General features: G+C 38.9%; 14 protein-coding genes. 6 read left to right on the top strand and 8 right to left on the bottom strand.

Annotated elements, in window-relative coordinates; all coding sequences use genetic code 11:
- The first annotated feature begins 96 nt into the window (after positions 1-96).
- A complete protein-coding gene (locus tag H5162_RS02440; RefSeq protein WP_182759808.1) occupies positions 97-3,966 on the top strand; it encodes a hypothetical protein in 3,870 nt (1,289 codons plus the stop codon).
- Between the two features lie 258 nt (positions 3,967-4,224).
- Complete coding sequence (gene topA / locus H5162_RS02445) at positions 4,225-6,945, top strand: type I DNA topoisomerase (RefSeq protein ID WP_182734784.1); 2,721 nt, start codon at positions 4,225-4,227, stop codon at positions 6,943-6,945.
- Positions 6,946-7,044: 99 nt separating this feature from the next.
- Here the strand turns inward: topA and H5162_RS02450 are convergent, their stop codons facing one another.
- Positions 7,045-7,287, bottom strand: a complete 243-nt coding sequence (locus tag H5162_RS02450) for a hypothetical protein (protein ID WP_149981038.1) — start codon at positions 7,285-7,287, stop codon at positions 7,045-7,047.
- 227 nt (positions 7,288-7,514) lie between these two features.
- On the opposite strand from H5162_RS02450, the gene H5162_RS02455 reads away from it, so the two are divergent.
- Positions 7,515-8,063 carry a TIGR00645 family protein gene (locus H5162_RS02455; RefSeq protein ID WP_145233766.1) on the top strand — a complete coding sequence of 183 codons (549 nt, stop codon included), beginning with the start codon at positions 7,515-7,517 and terminating at the stop codon, positions 8,061-8,063.
- A gap of 38 nt (positions 8,064-8,101) precedes the next feature.
- On the opposite strand, the gene H5162_RS02460 is transcribed toward H5162_RS02455, so the two are convergent.
- Both H5162_RS02460 and H5162_RS02465 read right to left on the bottom strand, forming a co-directional pair.
- Complete coding sequence (locus tag H5162_RS02460; protein ID WP_182759809.1) at positions 8,102-9,301, bottom strand: ABC transporter permease; 1,200 nt, start codon at positions 9,299-9,301, stop codon at positions 8,102-8,104.
- Positions 9,298-10,236 (bottom strand): ABC transporter ATP-binding protein, encoded by a 939-nt coding sequence (locus H5162_RS02465; RefSeq protein WP_149981041.1) that lies wholly within the window; start codon positions 10,234-10,236, stop codon positions 9,298-9,300. The genes H5162_RS02460 and H5162_RS02465 overlap by 4 nt, the downstream gene beginning before the upstream one ends.
- A gap of 389 nt (positions 10,237-10,625) precedes the next feature.
- Between H5162_RS02465 and H5162_RS02470 the strand changes: the two genes are divergently transcribed.
- Both H5162_RS02470 and ccoG read left to right on the top strand, forming a co-directional pair.
- A complete protein-coding gene (locus H5162_RS02470; RefSeq protein ID WP_182777555.1) occupies positions 10,626-12,044 on the top strand; it encodes a sigma-54-dependent Fis family transcriptional regulator in 1,419 nt (472 codons plus the stop codon).
- Between the two features lie 141 nt (positions 12,045-12,185).
- On the top strand, positions 12,186-13,568 hold the full coding sequence (gene ccoG, locus H5162_RS02475; protein WP_145233771.1) for a cytochrome c oxidase accessory protein CcoG: 1,383 nt from the start codon (positions 12,186-12,188) through the stop codon (positions 13,566-13,568).
- A 1-nt stretch (position 13,569) separates the two neighbouring features.
- Here ccoG and H5162_RS02480 read toward each other — a convergent pair whose 3' ends face one another.
- The 3 genes from H5162_RS02480 to H5162_RS02490 all read right to left on the bottom strand — a co-directional run bounded on the left by H5162_RS02480 (position 13,570) and on the right by H5162_RS02490 (position 15,753).
- On the bottom strand, positions 13,570-13,995 hold the full coding sequence (locus tag H5162_RS02480) for a hypothetical protein (RefSeq protein WP_182759811.1): 426 nt from the start codon (positions 13,993-13,995) through the stop codon (positions 13,570-13,572).
- Between the two features lie 175 nt (positions 13,996-14,170).
- The gene (locus H5162_RS02485; protein ID WP_182759812.1) at positions 14,171-15,085 is read right to left on the bottom strand and encodes a M14 family metallocarboxypeptidase; all 915 of its coding nucleotides are present in this window, start codon (positions 15,083-15,085) and stop codon (positions 14,171-14,173) included.
- A gap of 92 nt (positions 15,086-15,177) precedes the next feature.
- On the bottom strand, positions 15,178-15,753 hold the full coding sequence (locus H5162_RS02490; RefSeq protein WP_182759813.1) for a hypothetical protein: 576 nt from the start codon (positions 15,751-15,753) through the stop codon (positions 15,178-15,180).
- 477 nt (positions 15,754-16,230) lie between these two features.
- Between H5162_RS02490 and H5162_RS02495 the strand changes: the two genes are divergently transcribed.
- Complete coding sequence (locus tag H5162_RS02495; RefSeq protein WP_182759814.1) at positions 16,231-17,514, top strand: sensor domain-containing diguanylate cyclase; 1,284 nt, start codon at positions 16,231-16,233, stop codon at positions 17,512-17,514.
- Between the two features lie 58 nt (positions 17,515-17,572).
- On the opposite strand, the gene H5162_RS02500 is transcribed toward H5162_RS02495, so the two are convergent.
- On the bottom strand, positions 17,573-18,250 hold the full coding sequence (locus H5162_RS02500) for a pseudouridine synthase (RefSeq protein WP_182759815.1): 678 nt from the start codon (positions 18,248-18,250) through the stop codon (positions 17,573-17,575).
- A 2-nt stretch (positions 18,251-18,252) separates the two neighbouring features.
- Positions 18,253-18,582 (bottom strand): TusE/DsrC/DsvC family sulfur relay protein, encoded by a 330-nt coding sequence (locus H5162_RS02505; protein WP_145233784.1) that lies wholly within the window; start codon positions 18,580-18,582, stop codon positions 18,253-18,255.
- Positions 18,583-18,585 lie beyond the last annotated feature (3 nt).

Consider the following 18,585-nt stretch of genomic DNA (forward strand, 5'->3'; position numbering starts at 1 on the left):
AAAACAAATAAAAGTTGTGATTTCCAAGCGTGTTATAGGTTAATATTGAGTAAATGTATTATTTAAATAATTAATAACAAAGCTAGGGAGAGGGCAATGCCTTTAATGCGATGGCTCAGTGTCATACTGTTAAGTTTTTTTATCACTGCGTGTGGTGGCGGTGGAACACTTGAAAAGGACGGTGGAGGCCTTGATGGAGGGGGCACTGATTCTCCTTCATATACACTAAGTATTAATGGTTTGTCAGAAACCACTGGTGAAGCTGCTAACGACGTTTCTTCTGAACAACGTTTAGTGCTCGTGGCTAAGTTATTGAAAGATGGTGTAGCAGCACCTAATGTAATTGTCACTTTTACTACTGATGGCGGATATGGTGAGCTTGATCCTGAATCAGGCACTGTCAAGACTGGAACTGATGGTAGCGCTAAAATATACCTTTCCGTGGGTAATACAGCTGGAGCCGGTACCGTTAATGCGTCGGTCACAATTAATGGTGAAACGTTTAACACCACAGAGCCTTTTACTTTTACGTCGACAGGTGATCAAGACAGTACAGCCCAAGACACTTATACAGTTACTCTTCAAGGCTATAGCCAAGATACCGGAGCAATTTCAAATAGTGTAACAAGTCAAGCGCCTTTAGACTTAAGAGCAACTTTAAAGCAAAATGGCGAAATAGTCGCTGGCAAGCGTATTTTGTTCACGCTGACAGATGGGATTGGCCTATTACAGCCCACAACAGGCTCAGCATTAACTCAAAATGATGGTATTGCGACAATCGAACTTACTGCAGGTAAAGATGCGGGAGCAGGTAAAGTGACTGCCACTTATAATGTCGGTGGGGAGTCTTATTCTGGAACTTTTGATTTTCAGACTACGGGTGGCCAGGGTAGTGATACAGGGGTCTCGGGTACTATAACTCTAGAGCTAAATATCTTAGATCAAAATGGAGCAGTATTTACAGAGCTAAATCCGGTTAGTAAAGATAATAAAGGTGTTGTTTCTGCTACATTAAGAGATGATGGTGTGCCACTTGCTTCTCAATTAATTAGTTTTACATCTAAATTCACGGGTAAAATCACCCCAGAGTTAGGTACTGCATTAACTGATCAGAATGGTGTAGCCGTAGTAACACTAAGCAGTGGCAACTTCAAAGGAGCTGGTCAAGTTGTTGCAAGCTATGAATCTGAAAGTAACGAGATAATAACAAAAACAGCTGGCTTTGTTTCAAATGGTGACGATGCTCCGGTTGAAAGTGCTCAAGCAGAATTAGATATTAAACTTCTCCAAGGGTGTAATGCTAATTGGGATACAAATCGCAATACTGTCGCATTAAATCCGCTAGACCCTTCTAGTGGTTGTACAGTGACCAATACATTTTCATCCGATTCACTTATTGACGTACTCATTAAGGTTGTAGACACCAGTAGTGGTGATGGTATTTCAGGGATTATTGCTGAGTTATCTACAGATTTAGGTCAATTACTTCCTGATTCAGGAAAAGCCTTAACTGATAACTTTGGATTTGCGCTATTAAAACTACAACCAGGAGCAAGTAGTGGAGCCGGTACTCTAACTGCTACAGCAAAAGATACAAACTTAAATAAAGCATTTTCAATTAGTACGGCAGAATTAAAAGTATCAATAGATAATGGCTTGCCTAATTTATTAGATAGCTTAGGTAATCCAATTGAGGGTCAATATCAGCCTCTAGCTGCAGGTGCAACAACCGTTATAACTGTTGAAATTAGAGATACTAATGATGATTTAATCGTAACGCCTTTTGATGTTCAGTTTACATCAAGTTGTGTTGAGAGTGGTAAATCAATTGTTGATGAAAAAGTGATCAGTATTGGTGGTATTGCTACGTCAACATATAGAACAAATGGCTGTAAAAGTGCACAAGGTGATACTGTTATTGCAACAGTATTAACAGGGGGCACGCCCGAAATAGCGTCAGTTAATATTCCTGTTTCTGAAGCTGATGTGGCGTCGATTGAATTTATTTCAGCGACTCAAAATGTAATTGCGTTAAAGGGTACTGGTGGTGTTGGTCGTAAAGAAAATAGTGAACTAACATTTAAATTAATCGACAAAATTGGCCAAGATGTTACGAGTAAACGCTTAGATTTCCGTCTTACTTCTACTAATGGTGGGATCAGTTTATCGCATCATAGTGTTGACACTGATGCTGCTGGCTTGGCCCGAGTTCAAGTGAATTCAGGTTTTGTGCCGATGGCAGTGCGAGTGCAAGCATGTTTTATTCCTGATGAGCAAATACCAGCCGATCAAAATGATAATGTAACTTGCTGGCAAGATGTATATACGCAATGCCAAAAAGCAGAGGCAGACCGTGACCAAGGAGTAAGCTGTCCAACAGGTAACTTGTCGTTGGTGTCATTGGATCAGCAAATTATCACCGTGTCTGATTTACTCTCTATTAGTACAGGGCTTCCTGATAATAATAGTTTTACCGCTTCGATTACTAACTATGCTACAGAGACTTTGCAATACGATAATGAAACGTTTGATATAACAGTGCTCATTGCAGACCATTTTAATAACCCGGTTCCAGATGGTACCTCAGTGTATTTAACAACAGAGGGGGGCGCTATTGGTACTTTAGATGGTGAAGAGGGCAATCCACAACTAGAGTGTCTCTCTGTTGATGGTGCATGTACAGTGCAATGGCGAAGCCAGAACCCTAGACCATTTACTGAAAATAAATGGGGAAATAAATTATCTGATTACAACCCTAAAAAGTTGCTACGTGTTAAAGCAAAATATTTGGAGGATATAGTTGGCATTACTAATCCTACATTTGTACAAAGTAATGCCGTCACACTTACTCAGTTAAATGCAAATGCAAATTTTGCAGGATTGGTTGAAGAAACACGTAACTGCGATTTATATAAGAATAACCCTGCGCCTTGTATTGATGGGATTTTGAATGCTAACACGAATGAATTAGGTGTACCGCTTGGGGCACGTGCTACAGTTTTAGTTACAGCTAAAGGGCAAGAGTCTTTTATTGATATTAATGGTAATGGCCTATTCGATAGCAATGAATACTATTCAGGCTATGACTTAAATGAAGCGTTCGTTGATCATAATGAGAGCGGAACTTACGACGGTTTATCGGCAATTTATGACCCAGTGACAGCTTCATTAACTAAAGATGCACAAAGCTGTACAGATGGCTCAGATACTGATCCATGTAGTGAGTTTGCAACGAACGGAGCCCATTTTGAGGAGCCAATAGGTGATATAGACTCTAACGGTATGCATACATTACTAGATGGCAAATATAATGGGTTATTATGCACCGAAGCAGCACAGGCTGCTAACATGTGTAATAAAGAGCTTATTGATGTACGCCGTTCATTTGAAGTTATTATGTCCGGCAGTACAGTTTATTACCGTTTTGTAATTGACAAAGAATCATTACGTAATAAGTTTGCTGCGGCGTTAGCTGAAATTGAGTTAGATGACGCTGGTAATCCCACTGGAAATCTTTCAATAAATGCTCTGGGAGTAGCCAATAGTATTGATAGCTGTGAAAACATCACTAATCAATATGATGTTGGGACTACATCTGAGGTGATTCTTGGTCTTGAGGAGAGTGTTAACGATCAAATGTGTGATATCACAGAGCTCAATATTGCAAGCTATGATTCGGGTGTTCAGTTAGCTTCGTTATCTTTTAATTTTTATTACTCTGATATTTACAATAACCCGTTAGCTGCGGAAACAAATGTTGAGATAAGTACAGAAAACGGAGATTACAGTGGTACAGACGGATTTGTGATTGGCAATTCTTCAGCAACAAATGCTGCATTAATTGGCCTTTCTATAAGTCGTGAAGCGGAGCCGAATAAAAAATCTATTGGATTTTTAAAGCTTTCATTTACTTCGCCTAAAGAGAACAATACCACTGCACAATTACAAATTAGTGATGATGGTTAGCTAGTTTCAAACATTTAAATAAAATAAATGCCAACCATAAGGTTGGCATTTTTGTTGCTATTCTATATATTCCACTGCAAATACCTTAAAACACCGTTTTGTCTAAATTAACGACAATAATTGTTTAATTATTCATTAAAAGCAGAAAAGTTTGTATTAAAAGCTTGTAACAATTGGTGTTTGTAGATATACCTATAAATATTCGCGCCCGTAAATGGGCAAAACACATTTAAAATACTTGGTTAGAAATAGGCAACTATGGGCAAATCGCTAGTAATTGTAGAGTCTCCTGCTAAGGCTAAAACAATTAATAAATATTTAGGAAACGATTTTATCGTCAAGTCCTCTATTGGGCATGTACGAGATCTTCCTACCTCCGGTTCAGGCAAAACCAAAACGGCTGCTGTAAAAACACCTGCAGAAGTACGTAAAATGGCACCAGAAGAAAAGGCCGCGTACAAAAAACAGCGTGATTATACAAATTTAGTAGCTCGAATGGGGATTGATCCAGATAAAGGCTGGGAGCCACATTACGAAGTATTACCAGGTAAAGAAAAAGTTGTTCAAGAATTACAAAAGCTCGCTGAAAACGCCGACCAAATCTATCTCGCAACGGATTTGGATAGGGAAGGAGAAGCGATTGCTTGGCACCTGCAAGAAATTATCGGTGGAGAGCCAGAAAAGTATAAGCGTGTCGTATTCAATGAGATAACTAAAAATGCCATTCAGGCCGCCTTTGAGGCCCCTGGTGAGCTAAATACCGACATGGTCTATGCCCAGCAGACTCGTCGCTTTTTAGATCGTGTTGTAGGCTTTATGGTATCGCCATTATTGTGGCAAAAAGTTGCCCGTGGTTTATCCGCTGGACGAGTACAGTCTGTCGCAGTACGTTTGTTAGTTGAGCGCGAGCGTGAAATTAAAGCGTTTATTCCTGAAGAGTTCTGGGATATTCATGCCGATGTGAAAAATACAGAGTCGGCACTTCGTTTAGAGGTGTTCAAGCAAGGTGATAAAGCCTTTAAGCCAGTCAATGAAGCGCAAGCTATGGCAGCTACTGCATCTTTAGAGCAAGCTGAATATAAAGTTGTTAGTGTTGAGGAAAAGCCAAGTAAAAGTCGTCCTAGTGCGCCACTAATTACTTCAACAATGCAACAAGCTGCGAGTACGCGTTTAGGCTATGGCGTTAAAAAGACCATGATGTTAGCGCAACGTTTGTATGAAGCAGGTTATATCACCTATATGCGAACTGACTCAACCAACTTGTCGAAAGATGCAGTTGCAATGTGTCGCGAGTATGTTTCGCAGCAGTTTGGTGATAAGTATTTACCAAAAGAAGCTATTAGTTATAGTTCAAAAGGCAATGCACAAGAGGCGCATGAGGCGATCCGTCCTTCAAGTGTTACTGTGTTATCTGGTCACCTAGATGGCGTAGACCCGGATGCTAAAAAGCTTTATGAGTTAATTTGGCGTCAATTTGTTGCGTGTCAAATGGTCCCTGCTGAATATGACTTAACAACATTAACTGTTACTGCCGCCGATTTCCAATTAAGAGCCAAAGGACGGGTGTTACGTTTTGATGGTTGGACTAAAGTACAACCAGCAGTTCGAAAAAAGAACGAAGAAGATCAATCACTACCAGCTATTAAAGAAGGCGAGATATTAAGCCTTGTTGAACTTGATCCAAAACAGCATTTTACTAAGCCGCCAGCACGCTTTAGTGAAGCGAGTTTAGTAAAAGAACTTGAAAAGCGTGGTATTGGTCGTCCATCTACCTATGCATCGATTATTTCAACGATACAAGATCGTGGATATGTCCGTGTTGAAAGCCGTCGTTTCTTTGCAGAAAAAATGGGTGAAATTGTCACCGATCGTTTAGTTGAGAACTTTACTGATCTGATGAACTTTGACTTTACTGCAAAAATGGAAGGCCGGTTAGATGACATCGCTGAAGGTGAGCGTGTCTGGACACAGGTACTTGACAAGTTTTACGCTGATTTTTCTACACAACTGACTTTAGCCAGTGGTGAAGAAGATGAAGGTGGGATGCGTAAAAATGAAATGGTCGAAACTGATATTGACTGTCCAACATGCGGCAGAAAAATGGGTATTCGAACAGCCTCTACTGGCGTTTTCTTAGGCTGTACAGGTTATAATTTACCGCCAAAAGAACGTTGTACTACCACTATGAACTTAGTGTCAGGTGATGAAGCGGTTGCCGCTGACGTTGAAGATGTCGAAACCGAAACATTGATGCAAATGAAGCGTTGCCCAATTTGTGAAACGGCAATGGATTCATACCTAATAGATGAAACTCGTAAATTACATGTTTGTGGTAATAACCCTGCTTGTAAGGGCTATGTCGTTGAGCAGGGCACGTTTAAAATTAAAGGCTATGATGGCCCTATCATTGAATGTGATAAATGCTCATCAGATATGCAGCTTAAATCAGGGCGCTTTGGTAAATACTTTGGCTGTAGTAATGATGAGTGTAAAAACACCCGTAAATTACTGCGTAACGGCGAAGCAGCGCCACCAAAAGAAGACCCTGTTCAGTTACCAGAATTAGAGTGTGAAAAATCGGATGCATACTTTGTGCTACGTGACGGCGCTGCAGGTATTTTCTTAGCAGCGAATACCTTCCCTAAATCACGTGAAACTCGTGCCCCTAAAGTGGAAGAGTTACAGCGTTTTAGAGATCGTATTTCACCTAAGTTTTATTATCTAGCTGATGCACCAGTAAAAGATCCTGATGGTAACTTAGCAATTGTTCGTTATAGCCGTAAGAATAAAGAACAATATGTAATGACTGAGGTTGACGGTAAAGCAACAGGCTGGACTGCACATTTCAATGCAGGAAAGTGGGTTGAAGAGGCAAAGAAGAAAGCCGCACCTAAGAAAAAACCAGCCGCTAAAAAGGCAACAGTCAAGAAAGCCGCACCTAAAAAAGCCGCTGCAAAAACAAAAAAGGACGCTGAGTAGAATACTAAGCTCTGAAAACAAAAAAACCGGAATGCACACCCTTGTGTCAATTCCGGTTTTTTTATATCAAAAATTATGCCTTTAGAGGCATTTTTGACGTTAGATTTTTACGTCAGTGACTTTTTTATAGCCTTCTGATTCAAGTTCATCATTTACGCACTTTAGTACGTATGGTTTAAGCTCTTCATTGCTGATGTCGTCGTCTTTAGCCCAGTTTAAACACATCTCAGTGTATTCTTTAATTGTTTCGGCGGAAGCTTCAACAGCATCGTCAGCAACAGCAAAAGTTGCATAAACTGCAAATAATGGCGCTACGATAAGCGCTAGCAATGCTTTTTTCATTCGTGTATTCCTAAAAAATGTAGTGACTGCTGTTTTATATTCAAAAACAACAGTGATCCAATCAAGCAACATGCTGTTGGTAAGTGATTCTTAAACGAAATGACAATAAAAGATAACGAAATATTTTTATCGTAAAGACAAATATAATGTAATAAGAGACGGTAAAATAATGAGAAACTTATGTTAATCAATGCTATCTTACGCCAGCTATCAATTTAGGAATAATTATGTCTCAAAGCCAACTACCTGACACCACACCTCGTGTTGCATCTAAACTAGAACAGTTTGTTGAAAGCTTTATTTTTCGAGCCCGCTGGCTACTAGCTCCCTTTTTTATAGGCTTACTCGTTGCAATTGTACTGTTACTTTTGAAGTTTTTTAAATACCTGTATCAAATGGCGATAAATACATTTAGCGCTACTAATGAGCAACTACTGGTGGGTATTTTGACCTTGGTTGATACCGCATTACTGGCAGGATTATTATTAATAATTATTTTTAGTGGCTATGAAAATTTTGTTTCTAAATTAAATATTGGTAATCATGAAGATCGCCCTGCATGGATGGGTAAAGTAGGTTTTTCTGGTCTTAAAATGAAATTGATCAGCGCAATTGTTGCCATTTCTGCAGTCGAACTGTTAAAGGTGTTTATAAGCTCTACTAGTCACTCAAGTGATGAATTGATGTGGAAAGTAATAATTCATGTTACTTTTGTGATATCAGGTGTGCTATTTGCTCTCACTGATTTTATAAATAGCAAAACTCACAATCATTAAATAGCAGATAACGCAACGCTATCTGCCTATATGTTTTGTTATTTAAAGATACTCAACCACATAGCCTTTAAACTCGGTTCTTTTGCGTACATATTCATACCCATTTTAAAAATACGAGCGGCAAATATACGTAAGTAATAAAAACAGCCAATACTGAGAAGCAGGGATAAGAGTGCTTGCCAAATTGGTATTTCAACTAATGACATGCGCACCGGCATAACCGCAAATGCCGTGATCGGCAAGTAACTAAGCACGATTGTTAAAACACTGTTTGGTGCATCGATAACAAAAAATGCAATCACAATAGGTGCCAATGGCAGCATCATTAAGGCACTTTTACTACTGTGATTAGGATCATCAATACCCGCTGCGATCGCAGCCATAAATGCAGCGCAGATGCCAAGACCTACAATCGCATAGGCTAACAACCAAGGCAGTAATGACCAATTAATAAAGTCTAAATTGAGGGCTTGTTGTTTAATGATAACGGTAAAAAATAGCATCGATAAAATAATCGATAGCAAGGTGCCAATCATGGTTTTTACTGCAAGTAATATTTGCCCAAGTAGCTTACCATCTATCCATGTTTGTGGTGTCATGGTGGCTAGCAATTGCTCCGTTACGCGGTTTTGCTTTTCACCGGTAATACTGACAAAGAGTTGGCCAAAGATCCCAAACATCGCAACAAATAATAATATCAGTACCCCAAATGCTGTGTATGCTTGACTACGATCAGCTTGATTTTTCAAAAGCTCGTCAAGTACCCTATGTTCAATTGAAATATTTTTCGTCAATCCTAGTCGTTGTTGCTCGCTTAAGCCTAAGCTATCAAATTGAGCTTGTTGCAATTGCGCTCTAAGGAGCGATTGCAATGTTGTTTGCCATGCTGATTTTACAGCCGTTATTAACGTATATGAGTGAGTCGCTTGGTCAAACTTAAGTACGCCATCATAGCCAGTATCCTCAGCTAAATTTGCAATGATGGCAGTTAAATCATCATGTTTGGTAAACTTAAATTGTGTCGATGTAGGCTCTGTTTTGACGCTAAACTCGAGGTTGCTTGCTAAATGATAACCTTGTTCAAGTTGACTGTTTGCAGTGGCAAAAAAATAAATAACTCCAGCAATAGCGAGCATGATCAACTTCGAAATAATTTCTTGTTTTAATTTAAAAAAATGCAAGAACTCCCATTTTGCAACAATCCAGAGCTGTTGCTGTGTAAGCGATGATTTATTCATAGCGTCGTTCCTTGATCCAGTTTAGCGTTATGCTCAGCTACTGCGTGTAAATAAATTGCATGCAGTGACTGAGCTTTATTTTTGAGTTCACATATTTCCCCGATGCTGATTAACTGAGGAAGTAACTGGTTAAGTGATTGGTGTTGCTTTAGGGTGATAGTTAGTTGCTGTGCTTTTATTTGCTCAACACAATAATGTTCACATAGTTGCTCAAAGTAAGTTTGATTAATTGGATCGTTGAATACGACTTGAATACTATTATTTTGCGCGCTTTGAAGTATATTACTGAGTTTGCCGTATAAAACACTTTCACCTTGATTTAATAGCAATACCCGATCAGCAAGTTTTTCTACCATCGCCATCTGATGTGCACTTAAAATAACGGTCATGCCTTGCTGTTTTAATTGCGCTAAAAATTCAACAACTAATTCCTGATTAATAGGATCTAAGCCAGAAAATGGCTCATCTAAAATTACCCATTTGGGCTTATGTAAAATTGCAGTGATCAATTGGATTTTTTGTTGGTTCCCTTTAGAAAGTGATTTTAAGGGGTCATTCAAGCGTGCGGTTAAATTAAATTTAGCTAACCAATAGTCACAGCGCTGCGTAAATTCGCTATCTTTTACGCCGTGTAATGCTGCAAAAAATTGTAGATTTTGTTTTATTGTTTTTTCTGGATAGAGGCCTCGGTCTTCTGGTAGATAGCCCAGTAAATGTGCCGGAATAGATGAATACGCTTGTCCTGCATCATTGAGTTGAATAGAGCCACTATCTGGAGAGGAAAAACCAACGATCATTTTTACTAATGATGATTTCCCCGCACCATTGGGGCCAAGTAAAGCAAAAATCTCTCCTGGTTGCACATCAAATGACAGCTTATTAACCGCAGTAACCGTTTTATAGTGTTTTTCAAGGTTGTTAATAATTAACGACATGTGATCCCTACAATATTGTTTTTTTTGAGTTTAATCGGTTACAACCAAGAATGTAACTACTACCAGAGATGAAATTGTAAGCAAAGATTATGCAATAATTAAATAAGAAGTGTGCAGACACTGCAGTTAATACATATTTGCAAAGCTAATATAGTAAAATTACAAGTTGATTAACTTTTCCTTGATGATAGTTGGGTATTTATTAATATTATTTTCAATTGATTAATAATGAGTGCTGTAGTCTTACAGTTACTTTAGATGCGGTTCATGATGAAGCAAAACGACGGATAGTTTCGCTTTAATGAGCGGTATGATTTAGTCACTTAGGGTGCAAATCTTCGCCATTATAGGCATAATGAACGCGATATTTCGCGAATTCGGTGTAAGCAATGATAAAACAGTTTTTAGACGATCCAACTTTATTACTCAACGCTGTTGGTGAGGGAATATATGGCTTTGATTTAAGTGGTAATGCGGTATTTGTAAACCCCGCTGCTGAACGCATGACTGGATGGCATGCAGATGAGTTGCTGGGTAAAAAAATTCATCAGTACCATCATCATAGTCATGCTGACGGGCGGCCATATCCAGCAGATGAATGCCAGATTTATTGCACTATGTTTGACGGCAAGCATCGGCATGTTAAAGATGAGGTATTTTGGCGTAAAGACGGCAGCTGTTTTGCGGTAGAATATACATCTACACCCGTTTATAAAAATAATCAGTTGATCGGCGCTGTCGCGATATTTCGCGATGTATCAAAACAACACCAGACAGAGCACGCACTGCGTGATGCTTTAGCGCAAGTGAATCACTTAAGTGAGCAATTAAAAGAGCAAAATAGCTATTTGATAGCAGAACTTAATGAAGATTGGCAAGAGTCTGGTTTGGTAGGCAAAAGCCACGTATTTCAAACCATGCTTGAGCAAATAAAACTTGTTAGCCCGACCGATAGCACTGTGTTGATTTTAGGTGAGAACGGCACAGGAAAAGAATTAGTCGCTCGTAACTTACATCGCTTAAGTGGGCGCAGTGGGCAATCCTTTATTAAGGTCAATTGCGCCGCATTTACGCCAAGCTTACTTGAATCTGAGTTATTTGGTCATGAAAAGGGGGCTTTTACGGGGGCTAAGGAGCATCGTAAAGGACGTTTTGAGTTGGCTAATAATGGCACCATTTTTTTAGACGAAATTGGAGAGCTTGCTCTTGAAGCGCAAAGTAAGTTGTTACGGGTATTGCAAGAGCATGAATTTGAACGTGTTGGCAGTAGCCAAACACGTAAAGTTAATATTCGTGTAATTGCTGCGACTAATCGTGACTTATGGGCAATGGTGCAGTCAGGATGCTTTAGAATAGATTTATATTATCGACTAAATGTATTTCCAATCACAGTTCCACCACTGAAAGCGCGTAAAGAAGATATTCCATACTTGTGTAGTAATTTGATTGCACAATTAAATAAACGTCTTGGTAAACAGCTCAAAGGACTCAGTGAGAAAGCCATAACACAGCTACAAGCGTATGATTGGCCGGGTAATATTCGTGAATTACAGAATGTACTAGAGCGAGAGGCTATTTTATCAAAGCAGTCTGTATTGCAGTTATCGCAACCACTTGATGCCAATGCTAGCACTAACCTAAACACGGATCTGAGCCTTGACGAAGCGCAGAGACAGCATATCATCGCAGTATTAGAGCTATCAAATTGGCAAATTTCTGGCAGTCAAGGCGCGGCAGTTAAATTAGGCATGCCGGAGAGTACGTTACGATCAAAAATGCGCAAGTTGATGATCCGTAAAAATCGTTAAATATCACGATACTCGCTAAATATCGCGATTTTAGCGAATTTATTAAATAAAAATTCATTAATATTCAGTTGCTTAATTTAATTTCAGTTTGGTCTGAAACTTGCAAACTTACAGGCCTAACCGTCACAGTAAGTAGTTATTATGAAATTTGATATTAAAGAAGAAGATATGATCATCAAGCCCTATAAGCATGAAGGGCCTATTTATATCCGTGAGCAAAAAGGATTTTTCCAGCGTATTCGCCGTAACCTTGGTTGGTTACTCATGCTTACATTCATTCTTATTCCTTGGATCCCATACAAAGGCCAGCAAGCGGTATTGCTTGATGTTGCGAGTCAAAAGTTTGCTATTTTTGGGCTGACCTTACTGCCCCAAGATTTTATGATCTTGGCGTTGTTATTTATGTTAGGCGCTTTTGCGTTGTTTTTTGTTACCAATTGGCTTGGCCGGGTATGGTGTGGATATACATGCCCACAAACAATTTGGATGCTGATGTTTTCATGGGTGGAGCAACGTATAGAGGGAACACGTAATCAACGTATAAAGTTAGATAAATCCGCGTGGACGTTATCAAAATGGCAGAAAAAAACAATCAAGCATAGCGCTTGGTTAATCATATCATTGTTTACAGCAACGTCATTTATGGCTTACTTTATTCCGGCTAAAAGCTTGTATGGGGATATGTTTACTCTGCAATGGTCGGGCATTACTAGTTTTTGGGTATTTTTGTTTGCCTTTTGTACTTATGGAAATGCCGGTTTCTTAAGAGAAAAAATGTGCACCATTGCTTGTCCATACTCACGGTTTCAGGCTGTAATGTTTGATAAAGATACATTACTTGTCACTTACGATAGTGCGCGTGGGGAAAGTCGTGGTCCACGTAAACGTAAGGCCGATCCTAAAGCGTTAGATTTAGGTGATTGCGTAGATTGCAATTTATGTGTGGAAGTGTGCCCTGCAGGGATTGATATTCGTAACGGCTTACAATATGAATGTATTAACTGTGGTTTATGTATCGATGCGTGTGACGACACAATGGATAAGTTTGGCTATCAAAAAGGCTTGATCAAGTACGCAAGCGAAAAACAGATGGCTGGCGAGCAAACTAATCCATACCGGTTGAAACTGGTTGGTTATGGCGCACTCACGGTTTTATTAATGGTCAGTATGTTAGCGTGGTTAGTTCAACGCACGCCAATCGAAGTGTCAGTACTGCGTGATCGTAATGCATTATATCGAGTAAATTATGAGGGCTTAGTTGAAAACCCTTACACCTTGACAATAATTAATAAAACACAACAGTTACTGCATTACCGAGTAGCGATTACCGGTCTTGATGTGGCTAAGTTACAGAGCCCTCAACTTACAGCTGTCGAGCCTGGTCAAATGAAGCGCATCCCGGTCACTGTGGTTGCAGATGGCTATGATTTACCAAATAAGCTCAACCAACTTGATTTTGTGATCACAGCCGAAGAAGACCGCGGTATTAAGGCATCAATAAGTAGTGTTTTTTATCGTAACTAAGTTATGCAGAGTGAAATTGAGCTGCTTTATCGTTCATTGTTTGGTGAACAAAGGTTTTAGCTTGCACTAAACATTTAAACAGATGATGGCGAACATCCACGCTAAGGCCTGCATTGTGAATAATGCGTTGCATTTGATTGATTACGATAGCTGAATCAAAAATATAAGCGCTAGCAATACATCCATTACGAACCATGGCAGAGGCCAACACTGTAAGTTGTTGCTCTGCCTGAGGAGTTGCAGCCAACAGGTTTTGAGAATTACTAATATATCCCCATGGTTTATTGGCAAGCTGACTAACCTGCTCAAATAAGCCATTGCTAAATGCAGTCACTAAACTGGCGTTAAGATTACCGTAAAAATCAGCAATGATAATATTTTGATCGCGGTGTAAACTAACCTGCCCATGTTTATTGCTAAATTTCAACGTGCTTCCTTGTGAGAAAATTTAAGAGCGCGAATTTTATACAATTTAAACGCGGAGTCTAGGTATTTTTTAATTTTTTATCAATTTGCATTAATTAATCAGTGAATAATATATAACCAGATTAAAAATGTCAGAATAGGGCCTAAATATAATTACCAATAGACCCTCGCAATAATTATTTTGTAAGCAGGTGATCTAATGCACCTTTAATTGCAGCCACCTGTGCTGTAATACATAGCTCATCTGTTGCCGTCGGACTATCTGGGTACACTTCTGTCGTCGTGACATACTGTGCATTTGTAAAGCCCATGCATAAACCGAGTTCTCGTGCTGCATAATTGATCACACCATGTTGTTCTAATGGCACTCCAATGAGTTGATTGTTTTCATCACTGGGGGCAATTTGAGTCACATTAGCAACAGTGTCAATAATCGCTTTTTGGAATTGCGCTTCAGGTTTATTGCTATCAGCGACAAGATAAAAACCATCAGGAATATTCCAATTAGTGTTCACCTTGCCATCACGAGCCGCAAGTGCAGGGCGAAACTCACTGTTGTCAGTGTCAGTTGTTTCATGCAGATCAATATGCGCTAATAAAGGTATATTTTGTGCTTTAATATAATTTATTAGTGCTGCTGACTCTGGTGCTGGGCTTGGTGAATAAAACGAACGGTTTGGATCTATGGCTGCTGGGTTCCAGCGATTAATGGTTTCATATCCCCACGGGCTAATACAAGGAGCAACCAGTAAGTTAAACTCTTTAGCGTATTTCATACCTAGCGTTTTCATAAAATGTAATGCGCCATGAACACCGCTTGTTTCATAGCCATGTACGCCACCGGTGATCAATATGCTCGGTTTATTCGATGCCCACTGTTTTGATTTAATAATAAAAAGAGGGTAGCGAGTAGGATCAAAACTGAGCGCACCATATTGCTCAACCTCGAAATCATTATCCAGTTCGTTGATTAAAGTTACAACTTCAGATTGATAACTACGTTTAATCGTTTGTAGGTTAAACCAACACTGTTTATCTTTATCATTCCAAGGCGTGCATTGAGTACCTATTGGATAGTTATTTTCGCTCATAGAACCTTCATTTATTATAATAAAGGTTTAGCTTATCGCTGTACTAACCTCACTGCAACTAGCTGCGACTAATACACAACTGTGAATTATATTTATAAGCTGTTTGTGGACTCATATAAATTGGCATTTTGGCGCTTATGGGCTTCAAATAAATAAGCCCTTAGATGTTCTTTCCCTTGATGAATATGAGTGATCTTGGCAGCCATGCCTCGCTTACTAAAACGTACCGGTTTGATGTCGATAGTAATATTTTTTTTGTTTGGAAGGGTTAATTTTATCTGTTGCTCAATCGCTAAAGGAGCTTTTTGAGTCGTTGATTTCAGAAAAAGTCCAGTACTTGAGATTGATTCAACTTCAAAGTCTTGGCTCTGAATATTGAGGTTCCCGCCACGCCAACAGCGCTTTATTCCTTGTGTGTCGATGACCTCTGGTGCGCTTAATACAGGGGTCACAACGCCTGTTTTAGCAATTCTTATTTCAAGTGGAAACCATAATTGATAATCGCCAACTTCAGCCAGTAGTGTTAATTTTGTATTATTTAGTAATTCAGCAATATTGGCAGGGATAGAGCTTTGTAATGTCAGTGTATGATTATCCCTTAATTTTGAAGGAACCGTCACTTGGAAAAGATCTGATATAAAATTTAGTTCTTCATTGGTCATATCCATTTAGCATCTAATCCCATGCGCGCGATAATGTAGTTAATACCGTATTTTTAAGTCGAGAGTTTATTCATACAATAATGTATAACGGCAGTGTAATAACATACTTGAGTTATTTAACAAAATAAGCATATTGTGCGCCACAAAGTCGTCTTTTTGGATTGTTAAAATATATAAGAGCTAGTACTTTTATACACTGTCAGATGATAAATTTACCCTTATTTATTCTTACATGATAGTTTTTTGTTTGTTTAATGAACAGTGGCTAAGTTTTATTGCTAAAATAACGTAAATTACTGGACCGATAAAGTTATTAAGGATATTTTTAAATTGCGATTTCACTTTTATATTGTTTACATTAATCAACTGCTCTTTACGAATTTTCTCACGCCGAATATTTCCATCTGCTTACATTCCTTTAAATTATTCTGGTGTACTTCCAAGTGCATGTTTTTATGCACACGTAATTAATGGGCAATATATATGGACTATATTTTCTATCAACAATCAATAATTAACTTCATTGCACAATATGCTGGTAATTCTAAATCACAATTAACAGCGATGGTTGATGACACGCGCAGTATTTTAAGAGTTGATGCGTATAGGCTTTTTGAAAATATTCTTTTAAATTATCAACAATTGGGAGTCATTGAATATAGTAAAGTAGATTGCCTACTTAAAAGTGTTGCCGTGAATTTGAAAACTTCAAGTGAGTCTGAGCATTTTCTCGTTTCACAGTTAGCAACCTGGTGGCAAGAATGGCATTTCGCGCTATCGATGCGTGTAAAAACAAGTCAAAATAATGCTGTTATCGTGCAAAATAGTGATTATTCAACTCAAGATAATAAACCACTAACCCGTGAGCATGATTTGAGTGAGTACGTTAATTTATTTACGCAAGTGCCAATCCCGTTGTGTAATGTATGTATGCTCACCGAGAATGTGATCCGTATAAACCAACGTTTTGTCGATGTGTTCGGTTACACTATTGACGATGTTCCAACACTTAATGATTGGTGGCTTAATGCTTACCCAGATCCACATTATCTGATGTGGGTGCGACAAACGTGGCAACAAGCTCTTAGCTTTGCGTTAGAAAATGATACTGATATTGAACCACAAGTTTATTGTGTTACTTGTAAAGATGGCTCCCAAATAATGATGGAAATTTCGGGAAGATATTTTAGGCACGAATTTCTAGCTATTTTTAAGGATGTAACACAGCATTTAGCTGCTGAAGATACACTTCGAGACATGGCATTTTTAGACTCATTAACACAAATTGCCAATCGACGTTGTTTTGATGACAAGTTGGCCAATGAACTTGAATTAATGAATAAAAAAATAAAGCCGTTATCAATGCTCTTAATCGATATTGATTATTTTAAGCAATACAATGATAACTACGGCCATATTAAAGGCGATGAATGCTTGTATCAAATTGCACAATGTATTGCAGTGGCCACGATGAATCACGAAAAGGACATTGTTGCACGTTTTGGCGGTGAGGAATTTGTGGTGTTACTGCCAGAGGCTGATCCGAAAAAGGCTTTACATAGTGCATTACAAATCCAGCAAGCAGTTAATCAATTAGCTATTAAGCATGAATATACAGATGTTGGCTATATAACACTAAGCATGGGCATTAAAACTTTGCATAATCCCCAAACTGGCGATTATATCTATTTCGTTGATGCGGCAGATAAAGCTTTGTACCAAGCAAAAAGACAAGGACGTAATTGTATCGTTGTTAGTGAAGATTGATACAAAAAATCAGCTGAGCGCTGCTAGGCATATTTAAAATAGCTGCGCTCAAGCACAGCTATAGTTCATCTGCGATTATTTTAAAATGGCCATTATCAATTCCTTTTAACGTATAGTCACCAATACGATAGCGAATTAAACGTAAAGTAGGGTGGCCAATATGTGCTGTCATCCTTCTTACTTGGCGATTACGTCCTTCGGTAAGGGTAATACTGAGCCAACTGGTTGGAATGTTTTTTCGCTCTCTAACGGGAGGATTACGTGGCCATAAAGTTGGCTCATCTATGCGTTTAACAACGGCTGGTAATGTTAATCCGTCTTTGAGCTCGACGCCTTGGCACAGTTGTTTAATTGCTGCATCAGTTGGTTCACCTTCAACTTGTGCCCAGTAAGTTTTACTGGTTTTTTTGTTTGGCGCTGTTAAAGTGTTTTGTAATTTCCCACAATTAGTGAGCAATAGCAGGCCCTCACTGTCTCTATCTAATCGTCCTGCAGCATATACATCTTTAATGGTAATAAAGTCAGCTAAGGTTTGCCTGTTTGCTTCATCAGTAAACTGGCACAGCACATCAAATGGTTTATTAAATAAGACAATTTTTCGCTCACTGGCGGCAATGGCTGGTTTTATCTCGCGCTTTATTGAGTTATTCACTTTTTTGGTTGTAATTGCACCGCGATTATAGCTACGGCCGCTATTTCGGCGTTTTGCTGTATTATTTGGTTTAGCTGTTGTCATTGCTAGATGCACCGTGCGGGTTTTGGTAAGCCAGCAATTTTAGTTGCTTGCTTAGCTGGGCCTTTAGGAAAAAGAGTATACAGATAAATACTATTGCCTTTATCTTCACCCAGTGCTTTTGCCATTGCTTTAACTAACATTCTTATTGCTGGGCTGGTGTTGTACTCCAAATAGAAATTACGCACAAAATGAATCACTTCCCAGTGTTGGGAGGTTAATTCAATGTTTTCTTGCTCGGCAATAACGCAGGCTAATTGTTCACTCCATAACGAGTGATCAAGTAAGTAACCTTGTTTATCCGTGTCGATAATTTGATTATTAAATTCAAGCATGTA

The organism is Pseudoalteromonas sp. SR41-8, from assembly GCF_014163915.1.
GTDB lineage: Bacteria > Pseudomonadota > Gammaproteobacteria > Enterobacterales > Alteromonadaceae > Pseudoalteromonas > Pseudoalteromonas rhizosphaerae.

Excerpts from the sequence above, each read along its gene's own strand:
- H5162_RS02460 (WP_182759809.1), bottom strand. The coding sequence starts at position 9,301 with ATGAATAAATCATCGCTTACACAGCAACAGCTCTGGATTGTTGCAAAA.
- H5162_RS02500 (WP_182759815.1), bottom strand. The coding sequence starts at position 18,250 with ATGACAACAGCTAAACCAAATAATACAGCAAAACGCCGAAATAGCGGC.
- H5162_RS02490 (WP_182759813.1), bottom strand. The coding sequence starts at position 15,753 with ATGGATATGACCAATGAAGAACTAAATTTTATATCAGATCTTTTCCAA.
- H5162_RS02505 (WP_145233784.1), bottom strand. The coding sequence starts at position 18,582 with ATGCTTGAATTTAATAATCAAATTATCGACACGGATAAACAAGGTTAC.
- topA (WP_182734784.1), top strand. The coding sequence starts at position 4,225 with ATGGGCAAATCGCTAGTAATTGTAGAGTCTCCTGCTAAGGCTAAAACA.
- H5162_RS02440 (WP_182759808.1), top strand. The coding sequence starts at position 97 with ATGCCTTTAATGCGATGGCTCAGTGTCATACTGTTAAGTTTTTTTATC.
- H5162_RS02470 (WP_182777555.1), top strand. The coding sequence starts at position 10,626 with ATGATAAAACAGTTTTTAGACGATCCAACTTTATTACTCAACGCTGTT.
- H5162_RS02485 (WP_182759812.1), bottom strand. The coding sequence starts at position 15,085 with ATGAGCGAAAATAACTATCCAATAGGTACTCAATGCACGCCTTGGAAT.
- H5162_RS02495 (WP_182759814.1), top strand. The coding sequence starts at position 16,231 with ATGGACTATATTTTCTATCAACAATCAATAATTAACTTCATTGCACAA.
- H5162_RS02465 (WP_149981041.1), bottom strand. The coding sequence starts at position 10,236 with ATGTCGTTAATTATTAACAACCTTGAAAAACACTATAAAACGGTTACT.
- H5162_RS02455 (WP_145233766.1), top strand. The coding sequence starts at position 7,515 with ATGTCTCAAAGCCAACTACCTGACACCACACCTCGTGTTGCATCTAAA.
- H5162_RS02450 (WP_149981038.1), bottom strand. The coding sequence starts at position 7,287 with ATGAAAAAAGCATTGCTAGCGCTTATCGTAGCGCCATTATTTGCAGTT.
- ccoG (WP_145233771.1), top strand. The coding sequence starts at position 12,186 with ATGAAATTTGATATTAAAGAAGAAGATATGATCATCAAGCCCTATAAG.